Below are 21,402 nucleotides of genomic sequence, written 5' to 3' on the forward strand. Positions count from 1 at the left end.
AGCGACACATGAAGGTAGCTGTCGCCGGGGCCGGCGCGGTCGGCCGCTCCGTCAGTCGCGAGCTCGTCGGCAACGGTCACGACGTGACGCTGATCGAGCGCAACCCCGACCATGTCGACGTCGACGCCATCCCCGCCGCGCACTGGCGGCTCGGCGACGCCTGCGAACTCAGCCTGCTGGAATCGGTACGCCTGCACGAGTTCGACGTGGTGGTGGCCGCGACCGGCGACGACAAGGCCAACGTCGTGCTCAGCCTGCTGGCCAAGACCGAATTCGCGGTGCCCCGGGTGGTCGCCCGGGTCAACGACCCCCGCAACGAATGGCTGTTCACCGACGCCTGGGGTGTCGACGTGGCGGTCTCCACACCGCGCATGCTGGCCTCGCTGATCGAAGAGGCCGTCGCCGTCGGTGATCTGGTGCGGCTCATGGAATTTCGCCGCGGGCAGGCCAACCTCGTCGAGATCACGCTGCCCGACGACACGCCCTGGGGCGGCAAGCCGGTGCGCAGGCTGCAGCTGCCCCGGGACGCCTCACTGGTGACGATCCTGCGCGGCCCGCGGGTGATCGTGCCCGAGGCGGACGAGCCGCTGGAAGGCGGCGACGAGCTGCTCTTCGTCGCGGTCGCGGAGGCCGAAGAGGATCTGCGCAAGCTCCTGCTGCCGGACGGCCCGGGGCTCGACGACTAGGGCCGATGGCGGTGACCCGCAGCGCCCGGCTACGCCGCGCTCGCGATCACCGCCGGCCGATGGCGGCGACCCGCAGCGCCCGGCTCCGCCGCGCTCGCGATCACCGCTAGTCGCTGACGGAGTCGGCGTCGATCGGGGCCCGGGGGTCGCCGCCCGGGAGCATGGCACGCTGCGCGGACTTGACCGCCAGGTACGTCACGAGCGCGGCCGCCACGGTCAGCGGCCACCCCATCGCTATGCGCGCGACGGCCAGCCAACCCGTCCGGTCGGCGTGGTAGAGCAGGCCCTGGACCACGAAACGGGCGGCGAATACCAGCACCCAGCAGATCGAGGCGATGTCGAGCGCGCGGAGGGCCCGCGGGACCTCGCGCCAGCCGTGACCCCGCCCGGTGGCCCAGGTCCACACGTAGCCGACGAGTGGCCGCCGGATGACGACCGACGCCGCGACGACCACCGCCCACAGCAGCGACATCCAGATGCCCAGCAGGAAGTAGCCCTTGGACTCGCCCACGACGTAGGCGACCAGCGCGCAGATCGCCACGCCGAAGAACCCGGAGAGGGCGGGCTGCAGGGAGTCCCGTCGGATCAGGCGCCACACCAAGACCAGCCCGGCCGCGGTCAGCGCGGAGGCGATCGCCGCGAACAAGCCCGACACGCTCGACGCAATGACGAAGATCACAACGGGCAGCGACGAATAGACGACCCCGCTGACGCCGCCCGCCTGCCGCAGCAGCCGTTCCGCCGTGATGAGGTTGACGGTCGCGCGCTCAGCCGCGCCCGACTCGTGGGGTCCTGAACTCGACCCCCGATCGTCGGGTCGGGTCACCGCTGAATTTCGTAGTGCGGGTTGTAGATGGCCTTGGTGCCGTTCTCCAGCTTGCCCAGCCGGCCCCGAACCCGCAGCTTGCGGCCCGAGTCGATGCCGGGGATCCGGCGCTGACCCAACCACACCAACGTGACGGTGTCGCTGCCGTCGAACAGCTCGGCGCGGACACCGCCCGCGCAGGCCTTACCATTACATTCCACGCTGCGCAGCGTGCCGACCATCGTGACCTCCTGGCCACGCTCGCAGTCGATAACCCGTTGCGCGCCAGTGCTCGCGACCTCGTCGGACAACTCCTCGGAGTCGCGTTGCTCCGGCGCCTCCGTCAAACGACGGCTGAGCCGGCGCAGATATCCTTGGGCCCCCATGGCCACTCCTGACAATGCTGTTAAGCCTCGGCGCTTCACCTATGCCAACGGACACCGTAGACCTGTTGGTTCCCGCGCGCCAACCGACTCAAACGTCGTGTTGGAGCGGGGCTGAACGCCGGGGCACTATCAGGGGGTGGCTGTCGACCTGCGGGGTGTCACGACGGTGTTGTTGCCCGGCACCGGGTCCGACGACGACTACGTTCAGCGGGCGTTTTCGGGCCCGTTGGGCGACGTGGGAGCGGTGCTGGTGGCCCCGCCGCCGCGGCCGGATCGGTTGATCGACGGCTACGTGTCGGCCTTGGATGCCGCCGCGCGCACCGGCCCGATCGCCGTCGGCGGCGTGTCGATCGGCGCGGCGGTGGCGGCCGCCTGGGCACTGGCTCATGCGGATAAGGCGGTCGCCGCCCTGGCCGCGCTGCCGGCGTGGGCCGGCGACCCCGAAGCGGCGCCCGCGGCGCTCGCGGCGCGGTATACGGCGTCGCAGCTGCGCGCCGACGGGCTGGCCGTGACGACCGGTCAGATGCGGGCGTCCAGCCCGCCGTGGCTGGCCGACGAGCTGGCCCGGTCGTGGCGGGCGCAGTGGCCGCAACTGCCCGACGCGATGGACGAGGCCGCCGCCTACGTGGCGCCCAGCCGTGCCGCGCTGGCCCGGCTGTCCGTGCCCCTGGGCGTGGCGGCCGCGGTCGACGATCCGATCCATCCGCTGGATGTCGGTGTGGAGTGGGTCGACGCCGCGCCGCGCGCGGCGCTGCGGACGGTGACGCTCGACCAGATCGGCGCGGACCCCGCCGCGCTGGGCGCGGCGTGCCTGGCCGCGCTCGCCGACGCCAGCTGAAGGGCGGGTCAGCCGCCGGTGGTGGTCCGCAGCTGCTGCATGGCCGAGCCCTCGACGCTGCGGCGCGCCGCCGGCTCGTTGGACCCCGCCTCGGCCTCGCCTTGTTGTTGGGCCTGTTGCGCCTCGGCTTGTTGGGCGGCCGCGGCTTCCCGCAGTTGCTGCGCCATCGGCTCGGGCAGCTGCACGGTCAACGGCGTGCGCACCGGAAGGGGCGTGTCGCCACGGCGAACGACGGTGTCGGCCAACGCCGCTCGCGCTTCCTGCTCGAGAGCCTCCATGGTCTCGTGCGGGCCGTTGATGACGCAGCGGATCATCCAGCGGTAGCCGTCGACCCCGATGAAGCGCACCGCCCCGGACGCGGAGCCGACCACCTCGCGGCCCCACGGCCCGTCCTTGATGCTGACTTTGGCCGAGTCCTTGCGCAGCGAATCGGCGAGCTCACCGGCCACCTCGCGCCACAGGCCACCCGTCTTCGGCGCCGCGTAGGCGGCGATGGTGAAGCGGCCGTTGGGCGTGACGACCCACACCGCGCTCGGGACCCCGGTCTCGGTCAGCTCCACCTGCAGCTGGCCCGCCTCCGGCATGGGGATGAGCACCGAGCCCAGGTCCAGGCGCGCCAGCTCCGCGACCGATGGGTCGTCGAAGTCGTCGATGTCGAATGGGCCCTCGAGCTCCTCGTCGTACTCGTCGTCGATCGGGTCGGCGGCAGCTTGCGCGTCCACCGGCTCGTCACTGTCGTCGTTGCGTCTCTTAAGTGCCATCACAAACTCGCATGTCCGCCGGAGGAACCGTGGCCACCGTCGCCACGGGAGGTTTCGGCCAGCCCGGCCTCGTCGAAGGACGACACCTCGACCAGCTCGACCAACTCGACCCGCTGCACCAGCAGCTGGGCGATGCGGTCGCCACGATGCACCACGATGGGCTCGGCAGGGTCGAGGTTGATCAGCGCCACCTTGATCTCGCCGCGATAGCCCGCGTCGATGGTGCCGGGACTGTTGACGATCGAAAGCCCCACGCGCGACGCCAATCCGGAACGCGGGTGGACCAACCCGACCATCCCGAACGGGATCGCGACCGCGACGCCGGTGCGCACCAGGGCGCGTCGCCCGGGTTCCAGCTTGAGGTCTTCCGCGCTGTAGAGATCCACTCCCGCATCGCCCTCATGGGCGCGCGTGGGCAGTGGAAGCTCGGGATCGAGGCGGATGATGGCCAGACTGGTCGACACGGGGCCACAGACTACCCTTGACTGCGTGTCCGGTACGCGCGTCGCGCCGCACAGTGTGCGATATCGCGAACGACTGTGGGTGCCATGGTGGTGGTGGCCGCTGGCCTTCGGCCTGGCGGGCCTGATCGCGTTCGAAGTCAACATGGGTGTCGCCCCCCGACCCTCCTGGCTGCCATACGCGACGCTGTTCGCGGTGGCGGCCGGAGCGCTGTTGTGGCTGGGCCGCGTGGAAGTCCGGGTCACCGCCGACCCGAACGTCCCCGGCGGGGTCGAACTGTGGGCCGGTGAGGCGCATCTGCCGGTCACCGTGATCGCCCGGTCCGCTTCGGTCGCCCCGCCGGCCAAGTCCGCGGCGCTGGGCCGCCAACTCGACCCGGCGGCGTTCGTCCTGCATCGGGCGTGGGTCGGGCCGATGATCTTGGTCGTCCTCGATGACCCGGACGACCCGACGCCGTACTGGCTGGTGAGTTGCCGCCACCCGGAGCGGGTGCTGTCGGCATTGCGCAGCTGACCGATCAGGCTGCGCAGTCGGTACAGATCATCAGGCCGTTCTTCTCGCTGGCCAGCCGGCTGCGGTGTTGCACCAGGAAGCAGCTCGAGCAGGTGAACTCGTCAGCCTGCTTCGGAATGACGCGCACCGACAGTTCTTCCCCGGAAAGGTCGGCGCCAGGCAGCTCAAAAGATTCAGCGGTTTCGGATTCGTCGACGTCGACGACGGCCGATGCCGCCTCGTTGCGTCGTGCTTTCAGCTCCTCCAGCGAGTCCTCCGAGACATCGTCGGTCTCGGTGCGCCGCGGAGCGTCGTAGTCGGTAGGCATATCTGTTCCCCTGCCCTATTGCCTCTGCATGCCCTCGTAATCTCAAGCATCGCTTTGTACCAGCGTCGAACGCATCCACCAAATGATTCGTGCCCAGATCGCGGCCCCGTTCTCTGTGATTTACGTCACACACCCATATTGGCCCTTGCGTTCGCCTTTGAACAGTGCGTTTAGAGTGCTCCTGTGGTCGCACAAATCACCGAGGGTACTGCCTTCGACAAGCACGGCCGGCCGTTCCGGCGACGCAATCCCCGGCCCGCCATCGTCGTGGTGGTTCTCCTGGTGGTGGCGACCGCCGTGGTCTGGACGGTCGCGCTGACCCGGCCGGCCAAGGTGCACGAGGTCGCGGTGTGCAACCCGCCGCCGAAGGGGCCGAATTCGACGCCGGCTCAGCTCGGCGAGCAGGTGTCGCGGAGCGCAATGATGGACGTCACGCCCGCCAAGCTCAACGACACCAAGGTCCGCGTCCTCAACGCCAGCGGCCGCGGCGGGCAGGCCGGCGACGTCGCCGGTGCGCTGAAAGACCTTGGCTTCGCTCAGCCGACCGCCGCCAACGATCCGCTCTATGCGGGCACCCGGCTCACCTGCCAGGGCCAGATCCGCTTCGGCACCGCGGGGCAAGCCACCGCGGCCACGGTGTGGCTGGTGGCGCCGTGCATGGAGTTGTTCAACGACAACCGCGCCGACGACTCCGTCGACCTGTCGTTGGGAACGGACTTCACCGCGCTGGCCCACAACGACGACATCGATGCCGTACTGGCCACCCTGCGCCCCGGCGCCACCGAGCCGTCGGACCCCGCGCTGCTCACCAAGATTCACTCCAGCAGCTGCTGACGAACCGTCAGTCGAGAATCGGGTCCAGGCCGTCGACCTCGTTCAGCGCGGCCAGCAACGCGTCGGCGATTCCCGGCGCGGCGGCCAGCACCAGCCCGGCGCCCTCGATGTCGCTCGGCGGCAAGGTAACTCGCGCCCCCGCCTCGGCCGCGATCAGTGCGCCGGCGGCGCAATCCCACGGCTGCAGGCCGTGCTCGTAGAACGCGTCGAGCCGGCCCGCCGCGACCATGCACAAATCGAGCGCGGCCGAACCGATGCGACGAACGTCGCGGACCACCGGCAGCAGCCGCGCCAACAACGCCGCCTGCGTCGCCCGGCGCTGCCGGGAATAGCCGAAACCGGTGCCCAGCAACGCCATCGACAAGTCGTCGACCGCGGCGCACCGCAACGGCCGGGTCCCTTCCTCGTCGATGACGTGTGCGCCCTGTCCCGTCGCCGCCGAGTACACGCGGTTGCCGACGACGTCGGCCACCGCACCCGCCACCGACACGCCGTCGACCTGAACGCCGACCGACACCGCGTATGCGGGAATGCCGTAGACGAAGTTCACCGTGCCGTCGATGGGATCGAGCACCCAGGTGACCGCGCCCGCGGGCGTGCAGGCCGGATCGGCCGGCCCGCCGCCTTCCTCGCCGAGAATCGGGTCGCCCGGCCGCAATTCGGCCAGTCGATCCCGCAGCAGGCGCTCCGTCTCGGTGTCGACGACGGTCACCGGATCGGTGGGGGTGCTCTTCGACCGCACCGCCCCGCCTACTGGAGATGTCGAGCCCGCCGCGGCCGCGCCGAACACCTCGGCGCGGCGGCGCCGCACGAACGCCGCGGCTTGGGTCGCCAACGACTCGGCCACCGTGCGCAACCGGGCGGGCTCGTCCTGAGGGCGGGTCACCGGTCTATCGCATCACAGGCGGCACGGCCCCCGCAGATGCCCCGTCGCCACATCGGCGCCGGGCTAAGGTGGGCGGACAGCCAAAGTCACGCCCAGGAGCTTCGATGACCAGCACCGACTCGACCACGGATACGCCCGGCACCGGCACCGCCGTCGGCACCCCACAGCGTCGGGGGTTCGGCATCGACGTCGGCGGCAGCGGCATCAAGGGCGGCATCGTCGACATGGACACCGGGCAGCTGATCGGCGAGCGGGTCAAGCTGTTGACCCCGCAGCCGGCGACGCCCGCGGCGGTCGCCAAGACCATCGCCGAGGTCGTCAACGCGTTCGGCTGGACCGGCCCGCTCGGGGTGACCTATCCGGGTGTGGTGACGCACGGCGTCGTCCAGACGGCGGCCAACGTCGACAAATCCTGGATCGGCGCCAACGCGCGCGACATCATCAGCACCGAGCTGGGCGGCCAGGACGTCACGGTGCTCAACGACGCCGACGCCGCCGGGCTGGCCGAGGAACACTACGGCGCGGGCAGAAACCAGTCCGGCCTGGTCGTGTTGCTGACGTTCGGCACCGGGATCGGCTCCGCGGTCATCCACAACGGCACGCTGATCCCGAATACCGAGTTCGGGCATCTCGAGGTCGGCGGCAAGGAGGCCGAGCAGCGGGCGGCGTCGTCGGTCAAAGAGAAGAACGGCTGGACCTTCGAGAAGTGGGCCAAGCAGGTCACCCGCGTGCTGGTGGCCATCGAGAACGCGGTCTGGCCGGACCTGTTCATCGCCGGCGGCGGCATCAGCCGCAAGGCCGACAGGTGGCTACCGCTGCTCGAAAACCGCACCCCGGTGGTGGCTGCGGCCCTGCTCAACACCGCCGGGATAGTGGGCGCGGCCATGGCATCGACCTCCGACGTGACCCACTGATTTTTCCCGGCGGAGCCGTTCGACCGCCGACTGTCGTTACAATGGTCATCGGCGACCGCCCGAACGATATAGCGTGCAAGAATCCACGCTGATCCAACGCCGACATCGACATAGCAGACACTTTCGGTTAACCATGCCCAATACACACCGAAGGTGAGCCCAAACGAAGGGGTGTAAGTGGCAGCGACCAAGGCAAGCCCGGCAACCGACGCGCCGGTGAAACGGACCGCCACAAAGTCCTCCCCCGCTAAGCGACCGGCGGCCAAGGCCGCCCACGGCGCCGCACCGGCTAAGCGCGCCGTCAAGCCAGAGGCCGAGGCCGGTGCCGACACCAAGAAGACCCGCGGGGCCAAGGCCCCGGCGGGCCGCGGGACGAAAGCGGCCAAGGGTGCCCCGGCCGACGCCGAGGTCGACCTCGAAGCCGTCGAGGATCTCGACGACACGGAGCTCGACGCCGAGCCCGGTGAAGACCTCGAGATCGACGCCGCCGACCTGAGCCTGGACGACCTGGAAGTCGATGTTGCGGCCGACGGCGAGGACACCGACATCGAGCCCGCCGACTCCGACGACAGCGAGGAAGCGGTCGCCGCCCCCGCCGCCGCGGCCGGCGAGGCCGCCGCCGACGAGGACGAGGAAATCTCTGAGCCCTCCGAAAAGGACAAGGCCTCCGGCGATTTCGTCTGGGACGAAGACGAATCCGAGGCGCTGCGCCAGGCCCGCAAGGACGCCGAACTCACCGCGTCCGCGGACTCGGTTCGCGCCTACCTCAAGCAGATCGGCAAGGTGGCGCTGCTCAACGCCGAGGAAGAGGTCGAGCTGGCCAAGCGGATCGAAGCCGGCCTGTACGCCACGCAGCTGATGGCCGAGATGGCCGAGCGCGGCGACAAGCTGCCCGCCGCCCAGCGTCGCGACATGATGTGGATCTGCCGCGACGGCGACCGCGCGAAAAACCATCTGCTGGAAGCCAACCTGCGCCTGGTGGTGTCGCTGGCCAAGCGCTACACCGGCCGCGGGATGGCGTTCCTGGACCTGATCCAGGAAGGCAACCTGGGCCTGATCCGCGCGGTCGAGAAGTTCGATTACACCAAGGGTTACAAGTTCTCCACCTATGCGACCTGGTGGATCCGTCAGGCCATCACCCGCGCCATGGCCGACCAGGCCCGCACCATCCGCATCCCGGTGCACATGGTCGAGGTGATCAACAAGCTGGGCCGCATCCAGCGCGAGCTGCTGCAGGACCTGGGCCGCGAGCCCACGCCCGAAGAGCTGGCCAAGGAAATGGACATCACGCCCGAAAAGGTGCTGGAGATCCAGCAGTACGCCCGCGAGCCGATCTCGCTGGACCAGACCATCGGCGACGAGGGCGACAGCCAGCTGGGTGACTTCATCGAGGACAGCGAGGCCGTGGTGGCCGTCGACGCGGTGTCCTTCACGCTGCTGCAGGACCAGCTGCAGTCGGTGCTCGAGACGTTGTCCGAGCGCGAGGCGGGCGTAGTACGGCTGCGCTTCGGCCTCACCGACGGCCAGCCCCGCACCCTCGACGAGATCGGCCAGGTCTACGGCGTCACCCGCGAACGCATCCGTCAGATCGAGTCCAAGACGATGTCAAAGCTGCGCCACCCCAGCCGCTCGCAGGTCCTGCGCGACTACCTGGATTAGAGACCCGCGCCGAATCCTTTGCGGCACAACATTTTCGACCACCTGCAGAGATTCGGTCGCGCCGACCTGGACCACCGCCTCAGGACAAATAGACCCGGCCCGCACGGCGGCGCGTGCACAGCCGTCCAGCCAGTAGCGTTAGTCCTCTGCTGCGCCTGTGACGGCGAGGATGGTCCTCGCGACAAGCTCCGGATCGTCGAGCATCGGCACGTGGCCGACGCCGGGCAGGACGGAGAACACCGCGCCTGGTAGGCGTTCTTTGACGGTCATCTCGTACAGCTCGATGGGATGGACTCTGTCCTTTTCCGGCCACGCGATTGTGATCGGGCATGGCAGCGCATTCATCGCGAGGACTTGTTCGTCACCGCTGCGCAGGACGTCGTTGATGATGCCGCATCCGAGAGCATCGTTGGCGATCTCGAGGGCTCGGGCGGCGCTGATTCGATCCGCACGCCACGCTAAGTCACGCATCGCTTGTCGACGGAGGCGCGGCGACTTCACAACCAAGGGAGTAACCCGATGGGCGAGTCGGCTCATCGCCGCGATTCGTCGCCCCCTCGTCATGACCCGCTCCCGAAGTGCATCCGTCCACAGCCCAGCTGGCGAGAAGGCGGCGACCGAGGCTGCACGTCCGCGACGAGCTAATTCCAGCGCAACGAATCCGCCCATGGAATTGCCAGCCAGATGCGGCCGCTTTAGACCCTGCTGATCCAGATAAAGCTCGGTGGCATCGATCACGTCCCATATCGTCACTGGACGTCGTTGCACGGGCGGCCCACCCCGGTGACCAATCGCGGTCGGTGTGAATACTTCATGGTGGACGGCAACCAGTGGGACCGTTTCCTGCCAGGCGCTGGCTGACATTGAGAGACCATGCAACAGCACCAGCGGCGAACGCTGCGGAGCCACGGGGTCAAGTCTGGCACAGGTCGGTCCGCTCGAATTGGCAAAATCTCAAGTCTGCCAAGCCGTGTCCTTGTAGTGGGGTTCTCTCGCTGCAATTTCTACGAGCAAAGGCATTCGGGGCACACCGCTACCCCATAGCTGCGTTTATGCAGGAGCGCGCTTGGTTGGCGCACCGTTAGCTCGCGACTGCCTCGACTAAGCGACCGGCCGTCGGATCGCCGGACTGATTGGCACGCAAGGACACTCGGCCCGACCGGAAAATCCGTCGCGCCGGCGACGCCGGCCGTCGTACGGTGGCGGCATGAACCGCACCCTGGTCTCCTCCGGCTCCGAGTTCGAGACGGCCGTCGGCTATTCGCGCGCCGTCCGGGTCGGACCGCACGTGTGGGTGGCCGGGACCACCGGCGCCGGGCCGGCCGGCGACATCGCGACCCAGACCCGAGACGCGTTGCGCCGCATCGAGATTGCACTCGGCCAGGCGGGCGCGGCGCTGACCGACGTGGTCCGCACCCGCATCTACGTCACCGCCATCACCCGCTGGCGCGAGGTGGCGGCGGTGCACGCCGAGGTGTTCGGTGACATCCGCCCGGCGGCCACCATGGTGCAGGTGTCGGCACTGATCGCGCCGGGACTGCTGGTGGAGATCGAAGCCGACGCCTACGTGGAACCGGCGACCGGCGGGAAGGTGCCGTCGGGGGCCGGCCGGTAGTCGGTGACCCGAATCACAGCGCCCGTGGGCAGCGGGCCGTACAGGTGCGGGAACAGCATCGACTCCGGATCCGTCGCTACGCCTGGCTCCCATCGAACTTCGGAGTCCAGCCGCGCCGGGTCGATGTGCAGCAACACCAAATCATCGCGCCCGCGGTAGAGCCGGTTGGCCGGCAAATGGACCTGCTCGGGCGCCGAAAGATGGATGAACTGGCCACCGCCGGACGCGTCGGGGCGAATCTCGCCGGCGGCGAGGGCACGCGACCACTCGTCACGCCCGCACAGATGTAACAGCAGGTCAGGAGCGAAAGTCACGGATGACAACTGTAGAGAGTTCTTCGAAACGAAACGTTTACAGGTCGTGAGAAACGACACACCCGATAACGATCGGGGAACAACGCAAAAACCCCATACGTCTGAGAGAGTGAATAAAAGCAAGAACGGAGAAGCCATGAATGCAACTCTGACCAGTCCCGAGCTAACGCGTGCGGACCGCTGCGACCGCTGCGGTGCCGCTGCTCGAGTCCGTGCCACGCTGCCTTCAGGAGCTGAGCTTCTCTTCTGCCAGCATCACGCCAACGAGCACGAGGCGAAGCTGACTGAGCTTGCCGCCGTCCTGGAGGTCAGCGGAAGCTAGCTCCGCCGAACTCACCCCTCGCCAATGCGGGCGAGTCGGTCGGTCTTCGGTAATGCTGGACGGGTATGAGCGATCAAGTCGCAAGACCGTCGCGCCATCACATCTGGCGACTCACTCTGAGGACCCTCTCGAAAAGTTGGGATGACTCCATCTTTTCCGAGTCGGCCCAGGCGGGTTTCTGGTCGGCGCTGTCGCTGCCGCCACTGATGCTGGGGATGCTGGGCAGCCTCGCCTATGTGGCGCCGCTGTTCGGACCGGACACGTTGACGGCGATCGAGAAGAGCGTCATCTCGGCGATCGGCAGCTTCTTCTCGCCCAGCGTCGTCAACGAGATCATCGAGCCGACCATCCGGGACGTCACCGCCAACGCCCGTGGCGAGGTGGTGTCGGTCGGTTTCCTGATCTCGATGTGGGCGGGGTCGTCGGCCATCTCGTCCTACGTCGACGCGGTGGTGGAGGCGCACGACCAGACCCCGTTGCGGCATCCCGTGCGGCAGCGGCTTTTTGCCCTGTTCCTCTACATCGTGATGCTGGTGTTCGTGGTGGGGGCCGCGCCGGTGTTGGTGGTGGGTCCGCGCAAGGTGAGCGAGCACATCCCGGACGGCCTGGAAAACGTCCTCCGCTACGGCTATTACCCCGCGCTGATCCTCGGACTGCTGGTCGGGATCGTCATCCTGTATCGGGTGGCGCTGCCCCAGCCGCTACCGACGCACCGGCTGATCTTCGGCGCCGTGCTCGCCATGGCGGTCTTCCTGATCGCCACCCTGGGCTTGCGGGTCTACCTGCGGTGGATCACCAGCACGGGCTACACCTACGGCGCGCTGTCCACCCCGATCGCGTTCCTGCTGTTCGCGTTCTTCGGCGGTTTCGCCGTCATGCTGGGCGCCGAGTTCAACGCCGCGATCCAAGAGGAGTTCCCCGCGCCGAAGACGCACGCGCACCGGCTGCGCAAGTGGCTGCAATCGCGCATCACTCCGGTGCGGGAAACGGCGGTTCCTCCGCCGGAGCCGGCGGCCGCCGACAAGGCGGCGCTGTGACGGCCGGGCCGCCGCCGAGCTAGTCCTTCTTCATCCGGTCGTAGATCTGCTTGCAATCCGGGCAAACCGGCGAGCCCGGCTTGGCCGCCTTGGTGACGGGGAACACTTCCCCGCACAACGCCACCACGTGGTTTCCCATGACCGCGCTCTCCGCGATCTTGTCCTTTTTGACGTAGTGGAAGTACTTCGGCGTATCGCTGCCGGTCCCGTCGTCGACGCGTTCGTCGGTGTCGGTGCGCTCGATCGTCTGGGTCTGCATACCTGACATTGTGCCCCGTAACTCGCTTGTGCCGGAATCCCGGTGGTGTGGGACAGTGGAAGAATGACGCGCGGCTCCGAATTGGGGTTCGACGATGATGGCAGGCCGATCCTCATCACCGCCGCAGCACCTTCCTATGAAGAACAGCACCGTGCACGGGTGCGTAAATACCTGACGCTGATGGGATTCCGAATCCCGGCACTCATCCTGGCCGCCGTCGCGTACGGCGCATGGCACAACGGTCTCATCTCGCTGGCGATCGTGGCCGTGTCGATCCCGTTGCCTTGGATGGCCGTGCTGATCGCCAACGACCGGCCGCCGCGCAGCGCCGACGAGCCGCGTCGGTTTGACGACGCCCGGCGGCGCACCCCGCTGTTCCCGACGGCCGAGCGGCTGGCGCTCGAGTCGCGGCGCCACCCACAACCGGGCTGGCCCCCCGGCCCGGGCGACGACATCGGTCACTCGCGCTGACAAGGGCATCGCTCCCGACTTCTTAGGACATTCTCAGGTCGGCGGCACATTTGTGCACGTCAAGACGTGTGATATGACAAGGCGCTGGGAACTCTCTGGGCTGATCTGTCGTTTAACTCGATGACAGCACAAAGCCGAATGGGAGGTCGCTATGGCGAACGCGAGCACGAGCAGATTTGACGGCGATCTGGATGCTCAGAGCCCCGCAGCGGACCTCGTGCGCGTTTATCTCAATGGCATCGGTAAGACGGCGCTGCTGAACGCGGCGGGTGAAGTTGAACTGGCCAAGCGCATCGAGGCCGGGCTCTACGCCGAGCACCTGCTCGAAACCCGTAAGCGCCTCGGGGAGAACCGCCGACGCGACCTCGAGGCCGTAGTCCGCGATGGCCAGGCCGCGCGCCGCCACCTGCTGGAAGCGAACCTGCGGCTGGTGGTGTCGCTGGCCAAGCGCTACACCGGTCGCGGCATGCCGCTGCTGGACCTGATCCAGGAGGGCAACCTGGGCCTGATTCGCGCGATGGAAAAGTTCGACTACACAAAGGGATTCAAGTTCTCCACCTACGCCACGTGGTGGATTCGTCAGGCCATCACCCGCGGCATGGCGGATCAGAGCCGCACCATCCGCCTGCCCGTGCATCTGGTCGAGCAGGTCAACAAGCTGGCGCGGATCAAGCGGGAGATGCACCAGAACCTGGGCCGGGAGGCCACCGACGAGGAACTGGCCGCCGAGTCCGGCATCCCGGTCGAGAAGATCAACGACCTGCTCGAGCACAGCCGCGACCCGGTCAGCCTGGACATGCCGGTCGGCTCCGAAGAGGAGGCCCCGCTGGGCGACTTCATCGAGGACGCCGAGGCGATGTCCGCGGAGAACGCGGTGATCGCCGAGCTGCTGCACACCGACATCCGCAGCGTGCTCGCCACTCTCGACGAGCGCGAGCACCAGGTGATCCGGTTGCGCTTCGGCCTGGACGACGGCCAGCCGCGCACCCTGGACCAGATCGGAAAGCTGTTCGGCCTGTCGCGCGAGCGGGTCCGCCAGATCGAGCGGGACGTAATGTCCAAACTCCGCCACGGCGAACGCGCCGACCGGCTACGGTCGTACGCAAGCTAGGACCCCTGAGCTAGGTAGCACGACAGTATGCCCGCCGCGGACGCGGCGGGCATACTGCTTGTCGGGGAAGCGTTACACCCATTCACGCAGCTGGCCAAGTAGACTCGGCGTCGATGGAAGGTGCTGAATGAACGACCTGGTTGACACCACCGAGATGTACTTGCGGACCATCTACGACCTCGAAGAAGAGGGCGTGACGCCGCTTCGGGCCCGGATCGCCGAGCGCCTCGACCAGAGCGGGCCGACTGTCAGCCAAACCGTATCCCGGATGGAGCGCGACGGGCTCCTCCACGTCGCCGGCGACCGGCACCTCGAGCTCACCGACAAGGGCCGGGCGCTGGCCGTCGCCGTCATGCGCAAGCACCGCCTCGCCGAGCGATTGCTGGTCGACGTCATCGGTGTGCCGTGGGAGGAAGTGCACGCCGAGGCATGCCGGTGGGAGCACGTGATGAGCGAGGACGTCGAACGGCGGCTGGTGAAGGTGCTCAATCACCCGACCACCTCCCCCTTCGGCAACCCGATCCCGGGGCTCCTGGACCTGGGCGTGGGTCCCGAGTCGGGCGCCGACGACGCCAACCTCGTCCGGCTGACCGAGCTGCCACCCGGATCACCGGTGGCCGTGGTGGTCCGCCAGCTGACCGAACACGTGCAGGGCGACATCGACCTGATCACCCGCCTGAAGGACGCCGGCGTCGTCCCCAACGCACGGGTGACCGTCGAGACCGGACCCGCCGGCGTGACCATCGTCATCCCGGGCCACGAGAACGTCACCCTGCCGCACGAGATGGCGCACGCCGTCAAGGTCGAGAAGGTCTGACCGGCTGGGTCGTCGGGCTAGCCCGCCGCCCGGCCGAACGGCCGCCGCCGCGGTAACCGCACCCCGAGCTGCTTGGCCAGCCGGTAGCCGGTGAGCGCCAATTCCCGGATGTCCTCCGGCCTCAGCCCCGACTGCAACGCGGTGTCCAGCATGCCCGCGATGCGATGCTCGGGCTCGCAGCGCAGCGCGGCCTCCAGCGACACCCCGGCCAGCGGCCCGTCGCCGCGGGCGTAGGCGCTGAACGCGAGCAGTACCAGCGCCTCGACCCGCCAGGGTGGCGGCAGCGTGCGCGCCAGCAGCGCCCACAACGTTTCGGCCTCGCCGGCGTTCTCACCGACCGCCAGGGCGTAGAGGATGTCGCGCACCTGCGCGTCGCTCAACGCGCAGCTCAGCTTGGCCAGCTGGGTCGAGGACAGCGCCTGGCCGGCCGCGACGCGGGATGCGGACGTCATGGCGTGTTTGACGTCGGCCCGGGCGCGGCGGGCCGGGTCCGCGGGCTGGGTCGCCAGCCGCCGCGTCGCGTACCGGTCGATCACGCCGATCAGTGCGGCGCTACGCGCGGCGCCCTGGACCGCGATGACGGCCTGCAGGTCGGCGCGTCGCGCGTAGAGCCGCCTGCCGTCGAGTACCGCCGCGGCCGCCAGCGGCGACGCGGACGGATCGTCGACCACGCCGCTCGAACCGCACCCGTCCACACAGTGCCAGCGCCCGCCGAGCGCGACACGGTCGACCACGTGGGCGGCCCACAGCTCGATACCGTTGTGGGACAACGCGTTTGCGAGCGTGTCGCATAGCTGCCGGTACTCCTCGTTGCAGGACGGGCAGTGCGCGCCGTCCTCGTTGACGATCACCGCGATCGCGGCGTCGGGACGGGCCGCGGCGGCGACCTCGGCGAGGTGCCCGATCCGGCCGGTGAGCTCTTCGGAGAGGTCGACCCGCATCACCGCCCCCAGGTCGCCGCCGTCCAATGACACCAATACCAATGAATTCTCGGGAACGAAGCCGAGAACGGCCGGCAGCGCGGCGATGAGGGCGCCGGGTCGGTTGAGTTTGAAGTCGGGTCGATGCGTCGTCATGGGCACCACGCTGGCGGTCATCCCCGTCAGCCGGTGCTCGCGGGAACAGGCGGAATCCCACGCCTGTGCATGAACCCAGCAGTGTGAGTTCCGCTGAACTACTGTTAGCCCATGAGTTCGACGCAAGAGTACGACATGGTGGTCATCGGTTCGGGGCCCGGCGGCCAGAAGGCCGCCATCGCGTCGGCCAAGCTCGGCAAGTCGGTCGCGGTCGTCGAACGCGGCCAGATGCTCGGTGGCGTGTGCGTCCAGACCGGCACCATTCCGTCAAAGACGTTGCGCGAGGCCGTCCTTTACCTCACCGGGATGAGCCAGCGTGAACTGTACGGCGCGAGCTACCGCGTCAAGGAGAAGATCACCCCGGCCGACCTGCTGGCCCGCACCCAGCACGTGATCGGCAAGGAGGTCGACGTGGTGCGCAATCAGCTGATGCGCAACCGCATCGACTTGTTGCTTGGCCACGGCCGGTTCGTCGACCCGCACACGATCGAGGTCGAAGACCCCTCGCGTCGCGAAAAACTAACCGTCAGCGGCAAATACATCGTCATCGCCACCGGCACCCGGCCGGCGCGGCCGTCCGGCGTGGAGTTCGACGAGGAGCGGGTGCTCGACTCCGACGGCATCCTCGACCTCAAGTCGTTGCCCACCTCGATGGTGGTGGTCGGCGCCGGCGTGATCGGCATCGAATACGCATCGATGTTCGCCGCGCTGGGCACCAAGGTCACGGTCGTCGAGAAGCGCAGCGACATGCTGGACTTCTGCGACCCCGAGGTCGTGGAGGCCCTAAAGTTCCACCTGCGCGACCTGGCGGTGACCTTCCGGTTCGGCGAGGAGGTGACCGCGGTCGACGTCGGCTCGGCGGGCACCGTCACCACGCTGGCCAGTGGCAAGCAGATCCCCGCCGAAACGGTGATGTATTCCGCTGGGCGGCAAGGCCAGACCGACCACCTCGACCTGCACAACGCCGAGCTGGAGGCCGACAACCGCGGCCGGATCTTCGTCGACGACTTCTTCCAGACCAAGGTGCCGCACATCTACGCCGTCGGCGACGTCATCGGCTTCCCCGCGCTGGCCGCGACCTCCATGGAACAGGGCCGGCTGGCCGCCTACCACGCGTTCGGCGAGCCGACCGACGGCATCACCGAGCTGCAGCCGATCGGCATCTACTCCATTCCGGAGGTTTCCTACGTGGGGGCCACCGAGGTCGAACTCACCAAGAACGCGATCCCCTACGAGGTCGGGGTGGCCCGGTACCGGGAACTGGCCCGCGGCCAGATCGCCGGCGACTCCTACGGGATGCTCAAGCTGCTGGTGTCCACCGAGGATCTCAAGCTGCTGGGCGTGCACATCTTCGGCACCAGCGCCACCGAGATGGTGCACATCGGGCAGGCCGTGATGGGCTGCGGCGGGACCGTCGAATACCTGGTGGACGCCGTGTTCAACTACCCGACTTTTTCCGAGGCCTACAAGGTGGCCGCGCTCGACGTGATGAACAAAGTGCGGGCGCTCAACCAGTTTCGGCACTAACAGCTGTCATCGAGTTCACCGGGAACCGGATCGCCGGGGCCGCCGGCATCGGCGCGGGCCAGCAACCGCGCGGTCTGCGCGTCGAACGGCGCCGAATACGACACGTTTGCGGCGCAGCCGCCGCGCTCGAAACCCCCGATCACCCCGGTGAGGGTGGTGCCGCTGACCCAGGGCGCGCCGCTGGTGCCGTCCACCAGCCCCTCGCACGGGAAGGAGGGGAAACCGCCCTCGGTCACCGACGTGCTGGCCTGACACCCGATGGGCGCGCCGCCCACGCCGGCCGGATAGCCCATGACGGTGACGTGGCTGCCGGGCGGCGGCGTCGTGCCCAGCGTCAGCGCCAGGCCGGCGCGGGCCTCCACCGAACCCCCGGCGTCGTTGCTCAGCCGCGCGATCGCGTAGTCCGCGTTCGGATCCTTGCTCGCGCTCCAGCGGGGGTCGAGGTAGACGGCGTCGGCCTTCCAGACGTCGGCCGGGGCCGGCGGCGCGTCCCCGGCGAAGCCCGGCACGAAGGTGATCTTGGAGGCCCCGGCCAGGCAGTGCGCCGCGGTCATCATCAGGTTGCCGCCCGTCGAATGCACCACCGAACCCGTGCACACGTGCAGCGGCCCACCGTCGATGAAGATGGCGCCGACGCGCTTGTCCGGCTCCACCGGCCCCGCCACCGCCTTTTGCTGGGGCTGGGCCAGCCGCTGCGCCGGCGCGCTGCTGCGCACGGCGGGCGCCGGTGGGGCCGACGCACGGTCGTTCGGCGGCCGCTTGCACGACGTCACCGACGTCGCCACGGCGACCACCAGGCACAGCAGCAGGGTCGGTACGCGCATCGGTTTCATCATGCCTGACACCTGCGCGGCGAGCAGATTCCGACGCGTCGCCGCGCGCGGCACACGCTGCCACGGCCGACCGGCGTGTTCGCTTCCGGATTAACCGCGAATTTCACACCGCTGATCGATATTGGTGCCCACCGATTCGGGGGACACTGGTAGGGCACCCTGGATGGACCCTCGAGAGGAGGCGATCCCGATGGCTAGTCAGGACCCGCACTATCAGCCGGGACAGGCCGGCATGTACGAGCTCGAGCTGCCGGCGCCGCAGTTGTCGACGTCCGATGGCCGCGGCCCGGTGCTGGTGCACGCGTTGGAGGGTTTCTCGGACGCCGGCCACGCGATCCGGCTGGCCTCCTCGCATCTGAAGGCCGCGCTGGACACCGAACTGGTGGCGTCCTTCGCCATCGACGAATTGCTGGACTACCGGTCGCGGCGGCCGCTGATGACGTTCAAGACCGATCACTTCACGAACTACGAGGAGCCGGAACTGAGCCTGTACGCGTTGCGTGACACCATCGGCACCCCGTTCTTGCTGCTCGCCGGGATGGAACCGGATCTGAAGTGGGAGCGCTTCATCACCGCCGTGCGCCTGCTCGCCGAGCGCCTGAACGTGCGCCAGACCATCGGCCTGGGCACCGTCCCCATGGCGGTGCCCCACACGCGGCCGATCACGATGACCGCGCACTCCAACAACCCCGAGTTGATCGCCGAGTTCACCCCGTGGATCTCTGAGATCCAGGTCCCGGGCAGCGCGTCCAACCTGCTCGAATACCGGATGGCCCAGCACGGCCACGAGGTCGTCGGCTATACCGTGCACGTCCCGCACTACCTGACACAGACCGACTACCCGGCCGCGGCCGAGGCGCTGCTCGAGCAGGTTGCCAAGATCGCGTCGCTCGAGCTACCGCTGACCGCGTTGACCGAAGCGGCAGCGGTGATCCGGACCAAGATCGACGAACAGGTCGAGGCGAGCGCGGAGGTAGCTCAAGTGGTGACCGCGCTCGAGCGACAGTACGATGCCTTCATCGACGCTCAGGAGAACAGGTCGTTACTAACGCGCGACGAGGACCTGCCTAGCGGCGACGAGCTTGGCGCAGAGTTCGAGCGATTCCTCGCCCAGGAGGCGGAGAAGAAGCGCGACGACGACGACCAGGTTTGACATTTCCACACGGCCCTAGTCGCGGCCCGACCCGAAGGTTGGCGAGATGACCGAGCGGAAGCGCAAGAGCACTCTCCGCCCGGTGCGTGACGTCGCGGAGCCCCGGCTGGAGTTCCGCACGATCCACGGCTACAAGCGGGCCTTCCGGATCGCCGGTGACGGCCCGGCGATCCTGTTGGTCCACGGCATCGGGGACAACTCCACCACGTGGAACACCGTGCAGGCCAAACTCGCTCAGCGGTTCACGGTCATCGCCCCGGACCTCCTCGGTCACGGGCGGTCCGACAAGCCGCGCGCCGACTACTCCGTCGCCGCCTACGCGAACGGGATGCGTGACCTGCTCAGCGTGCTCGACATCGAGCGGGTGACGGTCGTCGGTCATTCGCTGGGCGGCGGCGTGGCGATGCAATTCGCTTACCAGTTCCCGCATCTGGTCGACCGGCTCATTCTGGTTGCCGCCGGTGGCGTCACCAAGGACGTCAACGTCGCGCTCCGGCTCGCGTCGCTGCCGATGGGCAGCGAGGCCCTGACCCTGCTGCGGCTCCCCCTCGTGCTGCCGGCCTTGCAGCTGGCGGGGCGGATAGCGGGCCTGGCGATCGGATCGACCGGCCTGGGCCGCGACCTGCCCAACGTCCTGCGCATCCTCGACGACCTGCCGGAGCCCACGGCCTCGGCGGCCTTCAGCCGCACGTTGCGCGCGGTGGTGGACTGGCGCGGGCAGATCGTCACCATGCTCGACCGTTGTTACTTGACCGAAGCCATCCCGGTGCAGATCGTCTGGGGCACCAAGGATGTGGTGGTCCCCGTCCGTCACGCGTGGATGGCGCACGCCGCGATGCCGGGCTCCCGCCTCGAAATCTTCGAAGGCTCCGGTCACTTCCCGTTCCACGACGACCCAAGCCGCTTCATCGACGTCGTCGAACGCTTCATCGACTCCACGGCTCCCGCCGAATACGATCAGGCCGCGCTGCGCGCGCTGCTGCGCAGCGGCGGCGGCGAGAAGGCCGTCAGCGGCCCCGCCCCGACCCGCGTGGCCGTGTTGAACGCGATGGGCTCCGACGAACGCAGCGCCACCTGACCCACCTTGAGCGGTGGGGCCGCCCCGGGGGTCGTACAGTCGGTCCATGGGGATCGACGTCACGGTGTTGCGGGTGTTCACCGATGCGGACGGCAATTTCGGCAATCCGCTCGGGGTAGTGAACGCCGCCCACGTCGGACCCGCCGACCGGCAACGGCTGGCGACTCAATTGGGCTACAGCGAAACGGTTTTCGTCGATCTTCCGGGTGCGGGGTCGACGACGGCGCACGCCACCATCTACACCCCCCGGGTCCAGATCGCGTTCGCCGGGCACCCCACCGTCGGCGCGTCGTGGTGGCTGCGCGAGAGCGGCACGCCGATCAACACCCTGCAGGTGCCGGCCGGCCTCGTGCAGGTGAATTATCGGGGTGACCTGGCCGGGGTCAGCGCACGCTCGGAGTGGGCACCGGAGCTGGCCATCCACGAGTTCGATTCGGCCGACGACGTTCTCGGCGCCGACCCGGCCGACTTCCCGGACGACACCGCGCACTACCTGTGGGCCTGGGTCGACCGGGACGCCGGGACCCTGCGCACCCGCGGGTTCTTCGGGAACCTGGGTGTGCCGGAGGACGAGGCGACGGGCTCGGCGGCGATGCGGCTCACCGACTACCTCAGCAGCGACCTGCGCATCACCCAGGGCAAGGGCTCGGTCATCGAGACGACGTGGAACGCCGAGGGCTGGGTGGGGGTGGCCGGGCGCTGCGTCAATGACGGTGTGCGGCACCTCGACTGACGCCC

The 21,402-nt window shown here is 68.5% G+C and carries 27 protein-coding genes; 16 read left to right on the forward strand and 11 right to left on the reverse strand.

What is annotated here, in order from left to right; genetic code table 11:
• The first annotated feature begins 8 nt into the window (after positions 1 to 8).
• Complete coding sequence (locus BRW65_RS19015) at positions 9 to 686, forward strand: potassium channel family protein (RefSeq protein WP_073877306.1); 678 nt, start codon at positions 9 to 11, stop codon at positions 684 to 686.
• Positions 687 to 792: 106 nt separating this feature from the next.
• On the opposite strand, the gene BRW65_RS19020 is transcribed toward BRW65_RS19015, so the two are convergent.
• A complete protein-coding gene (locus tag BRW65_RS19020; protein WP_244168143.1) occupies positions 793 to 1,434 on the reverse strand; it encodes a DUF3159 domain-containing protein in 642 nt (213 codons plus the stop codon).
• Between the two features lie 74 nt (positions 1,435 to 1,508).
• On the reverse strand, positions 1,509 to 1,877 hold the full coding sequence (locus tag BRW65_RS19025; RefSeq protein ID WP_073877309.1) for an OB-fold nucleic acid binding domain-containing protein: 369 nt from the start codon (positions 1,875 to 1,877) through the stop codon (positions 1,509 to 1,511).
• A gap of 136 nt (positions 1,878 to 2,013) precedes the next feature.
• On the opposite strand from BRW65_RS19025, the gene BRW65_RS19030 reads away from it, so the two are divergent.
• Entirely contained in the window at positions 2,014 to 2,715 is a 702-nt protein-coding gene (locus BRW65_RS19030) for a hypothetical protein (RefSeq protein WP_073877312.1), read from the forward strand.
• An 8-nt stretch (positions 2,716 to 2,723) separates the two neighbouring features.
• Here BRW65_RS19030 and BRW65_RS19035 read toward each other — a convergent pair whose 3' ends face one another.
• Both BRW65_RS19035 and dut read right to left on the reverse strand, forming a co-directional pair.
• Positions 2,724 to 3,476: a DUF3710 domain-containing protein gene (locus BRW65_RS19035; RefSeq protein WP_073877314.1), complete on the reverse strand. Its 753-nt coding sequence runs from the start codon at positions 3,474 to 3,476 to the stop codon at positions 2,724 to 2,726.
• Positions 3,476 to 3,940 (reverse strand): dUTP diphosphatase, encoded by a 465-nt coding sequence (gene dut, locus BRW65_RS19040; protein WP_067780641.1) that lies wholly within the window; start codon positions 3,938 to 3,940, stop codon positions 3,476 to 3,478. Before dut ends, BRW65_RS19035 begins: the two co-directional genes overlap by 1 nt.
• A 25-nt stretch (positions 3,941 to 3,965) precedes the next feature.
• Here dut and BRW65_RS19045 point away from each other — a divergent pair, with 25 nt between their 5' ends.
• Positions 3,966 to 4,451: a DUF3093 domain-containing protein gene (locus tag BRW65_RS19045; RefSeq protein WP_073877316.1), complete on the forward strand. Its 486-nt coding sequence runs from the start codon at positions 3,966 to 3,968 to the stop codon at positions 4,449 to 4,451.
• Between the two features lie 4 nt (positions 4,452 to 4,455).
• On the opposite strand, the gene BRW65_RS19050 is transcribed toward BRW65_RS19045, so the two are convergent.
• A complete protein-coding gene (locus BRW65_RS19050; protein ID WP_007171590.1) occupies positions 4,456 to 4,758 on the reverse strand; it encodes a DUF4193 domain-containing protein in 303 nt (100 codons plus the stop codon).
• Positions 4,759 to 4,941: 183 nt separating this feature from the next.
• Between BRW65_RS19050 and cei the strand changes: the two genes are divergently transcribed.
• Complete coding sequence (cei, locus tag BRW65_RS19055; protein ID WP_073877318.1) at positions 4,942 to 5,592, forward strand: envelope integrity protein Cei; 651 nt, start codon at positions 4,942 to 4,944, stop codon at positions 5,590 to 5,592.
• A 7-nt stretch (positions 5,593 to 5,599) separates the two neighbouring features.
• On the opposite strand, the gene BRW65_RS19060 is transcribed toward cei, so the two are convergent.
• Positions 5,600 to 6,478, reverse strand: coding sequence for an inositol monophosphatase family protein (locus tag BRW65_RS19060; protein WP_073877320.1), 879 nt, complete (start codon positions 6,476 to 6,478; stop codon positions 5,600 to 5,602).
• A 104-nt stretch (positions 6,479 to 6,582) separates the two neighbouring features.
• Here BRW65_RS19060 and ppgK point away from each other — a divergent pair, with 104 nt between their 5' ends.
• Both ppgK and BRW65_RS19070 read left to right on the forward strand, forming a co-directional pair.
• On the forward strand, positions 6,583 to 7,392 hold the full coding sequence (gene ppgK / locus BRW65_RS19065) for a polyphosphate--glucose phosphotransferase (protein ID WP_073877322.1): 810 nt from the start codon (positions 6,583 to 6,585) through the stop codon (positions 7,390 to 7,392).
• A gap of 177 nt (positions 7,393 to 7,569) precedes the next feature.
• Positions 7,570 to 9,051, forward strand: coding sequence for an RNA polymerase sigma factor (locus tag BRW65_RS19070; protein WP_073877324.1), 1,482 nt, complete (start codon positions 7,570 to 7,572; stop codon positions 9,049 to 9,051).
• Between the two features lie 138 nt (positions 9,052 to 9,189).
• Here the strand turns inward: BRW65_RS19070 and BRW65_RS19075 are convergent, their stop codons facing one another.
• Positions 9,190 to 9,960, reverse strand: coding sequence for an alpha/beta fold hydrolase (locus BRW65_RS19075; protein ID WP_073877326.1), 771 nt, complete (start codon positions 9,958 to 9,960; stop codon positions 9,190 to 9,192).
• A 298-nt stretch (positions 9,961 to 10,258) separates the two neighbouring features.
• Between BRW65_RS19075 and BRW65_RS19080 the strand changes: the two genes are divergently transcribed.
• Complete coding sequence (locus tag BRW65_RS19080) at positions 10,259 to 10,666, forward strand: RidA family protein (RefSeq protein WP_073877328.1); 408 nt, start codon at positions 10,259 to 10,261, stop codon at positions 10,664 to 10,666.
• On the opposite strand, the gene BRW65_RS19085 is transcribed toward BRW65_RS19080, so the two are convergent.
• Complete coding sequence (locus BRW65_RS19085; protein ID WP_073877330.1) at positions 10,615 to 10,980, reverse strand: DUF952 domain-containing protein; 366 nt, start codon at positions 10,978 to 10,980, stop codon at positions 10,615 to 10,617. The genes BRW65_RS19080 and BRW65_RS19085 overlap by 52 nt on opposite strands.
• A 136-nt stretch (positions 10,981 to 11,116) precedes the next feature.
• On the opposite strand from BRW65_RS19085, the gene BRW65_RS19090 reads away from it, so the two are divergent.
• Together BRW65_RS19090 and BRW65_RS19095 are read left to right on the forward strand one after the other, a co-directional pair.
• A complete protein-coding gene (locus tag BRW65_RS19090) occupies positions 11,117 to 11,302 on the forward strand; it encodes a DUF7455 domain-containing protein (RefSeq protein WP_073877332.1) in 186 nt (61 codons plus the stop codon).
• A gap of 65 nt (positions 11,303 to 11,367) precedes the next feature.
• Entirely contained in the window at positions 11,368 to 12,339 is a 972-nt protein-coding gene (locus BRW65_RS19095) for a YihY/virulence factor BrkB family protein (protein WP_073877334.1), read from the forward strand.
• A 19-nt stretch (positions 12,340 to 12,358) separates the two neighbouring features.
• Here the strand turns inward: BRW65_RS19095 and BRW65_RS19100 are convergent, their stop codons facing one another.
• A complete protein-coding gene (locus tag BRW65_RS19100) occupies positions 12,359 to 12,598 on the reverse strand; it encodes a DUF3039 domain-containing protein (protein ID WP_007171573.1) in 240 nt (79 codons plus the stop codon).
• A 45-nt stretch (positions 12,599 to 12,643) separates the two neighbouring features.
• On the opposite strand from BRW65_RS19100, the gene BRW65_RS19105 reads away from it, so the two are divergent.
• The 3 genes from BRW65_RS19105 to ideR all read left to right on the forward strand — a co-directional run bounded on the left by BRW65_RS19105 (position 12,644) and on the right by ideR (position 14,997).
• On the forward strand, positions 12,644 to 13,069 hold the full coding sequence (locus BRW65_RS19105) for a DUF3099 domain-containing protein (protein ID WP_432206441.1): 426 nt from the start codon (positions 12,644 to 12,646) through the stop codon (positions 13,067 to 13,069).
• Positions 13,070 to 13,220: 151 nt separating this feature from the next.
• Complete coding sequence (gene sigB, locus BRW65_RS19110; protein ID WP_040623889.1) at positions 13,221 to 14,180, forward strand: sigma-70 family RNA polymerase sigma factor SigB; 960 nt, start codon at positions 13,221 to 13,223, stop codon at positions 14,178 to 14,180.
• A gap of 127 nt (positions 14,181 to 14,307) precedes the next feature.
• Positions 14,308 to 14,997 carry an iron-dependent transcriptional regulator IdeR gene (gene ideR, locus BRW65_RS19115; RefSeq protein WP_073877338.1) on the forward strand — a complete coding sequence of 230 codons (690 nt, stop codon included), beginning with the start codon at positions 14,308 to 14,310 and terminating at the stop codon, positions 14,995 to 14,997.
• Between the two features lie 17 nt (positions 14,998 to 15,014).
• Here the strand turns inward: ideR and BRW65_RS19120 are convergent, their stop codons facing one another.
• Complete coding sequence (locus BRW65_RS19120) at positions 15,015 to 16,073, reverse strand: DUF4192 domain-containing protein (RefSeq protein WP_073877472.1); 1,059 nt, start codon at positions 16,071 to 16,073, stop codon at positions 15,015 to 15,017.
• Between the two features lie 111 nt (positions 16,074 to 16,184).
• Here BRW65_RS19120 and sthA point away from each other — a divergent pair, with 111 nt between their 5' ends.
• The gene (sthA, locus tag BRW65_RS19125) at positions 16,185 to 17,600 is read left to right on the forward strand and encodes a Si-specific NAD(P)(+) transhydrogenase (RefSeq protein ID WP_073877340.1); all 1,416 of its coding nucleotides are present in this window, start codon (positions 16,185 to 16,187) and stop codon (positions 17,598 to 17,600) included.
• Here the strand turns inward: sthA and BRW65_RS19130 are convergent.
• A complete protein-coding gene (locus tag BRW65_RS19130; protein WP_073877474.1) occupies positions 17,597 to 18,436 on the reverse strand; it encodes a trypsin-like serine peptidase in 840 nt (279 codons plus the stop codon). The two genes, sthA and BRW65_RS19130, sit on opposite strands and share 4 nt — an antisense overlap.
• A gap of 187 nt (positions 18,437 to 18,623) precedes the next feature.
• Between BRW65_RS19130 and BRW65_RS19135 the strand changes: the two genes are divergently transcribed.
• The 3 genes from BRW65_RS19135 to BRW65_RS19145 are packed head-to-tail and all read left to right on the forward strand — an operon-like array spanning position 18,624 to position 21,397.
• Positions 18,624 to 19,586: a proteasome assembly chaperone family protein gene (locus BRW65_RS19135; RefSeq protein WP_073877476.1), complete on the forward strand. Its 963-nt coding sequence runs from the start codon at positions 18,624 to 18,626 to the stop codon at positions 19,584 to 19,586.
• Between the two features lie 46 nt (positions 19,587 to 19,632).
• On the forward strand, positions 19,633 to 20,664 hold the full coding sequence (locus BRW65_RS19140) for an alpha/beta fold hydrolase (RefSeq protein WP_073877343.1): 1,032 nt from the start codon (positions 19,633 to 19,635) through the stop codon (positions 20,662 to 20,664).
• A 46-nt stretch (positions 20,665 to 20,710) separates the two neighbouring features.
• Complete coding sequence (locus tag BRW65_RS19145; protein ID WP_073877344.1) at positions 20,711 to 21,397, forward strand: PhzF family phenazine biosynthesis protein; 687 nt, start codon at positions 20,711 to 20,713, stop codon at positions 21,395 to 21,397.
• Positions 21,398 to 21,402: the final 5 nt, after the last annotated feature.

This window comes from Mycobacterium paraffinicum (genome assembly GCF_001907675.1).
GTDB classification, from domain to species: domain Bacteria; phylum Actinomycetota; class Actinomycetes; order Mycobacteriales; family Mycobacteriaceae; genus Mycobacterium; species Mycobacterium paraffinicum_A.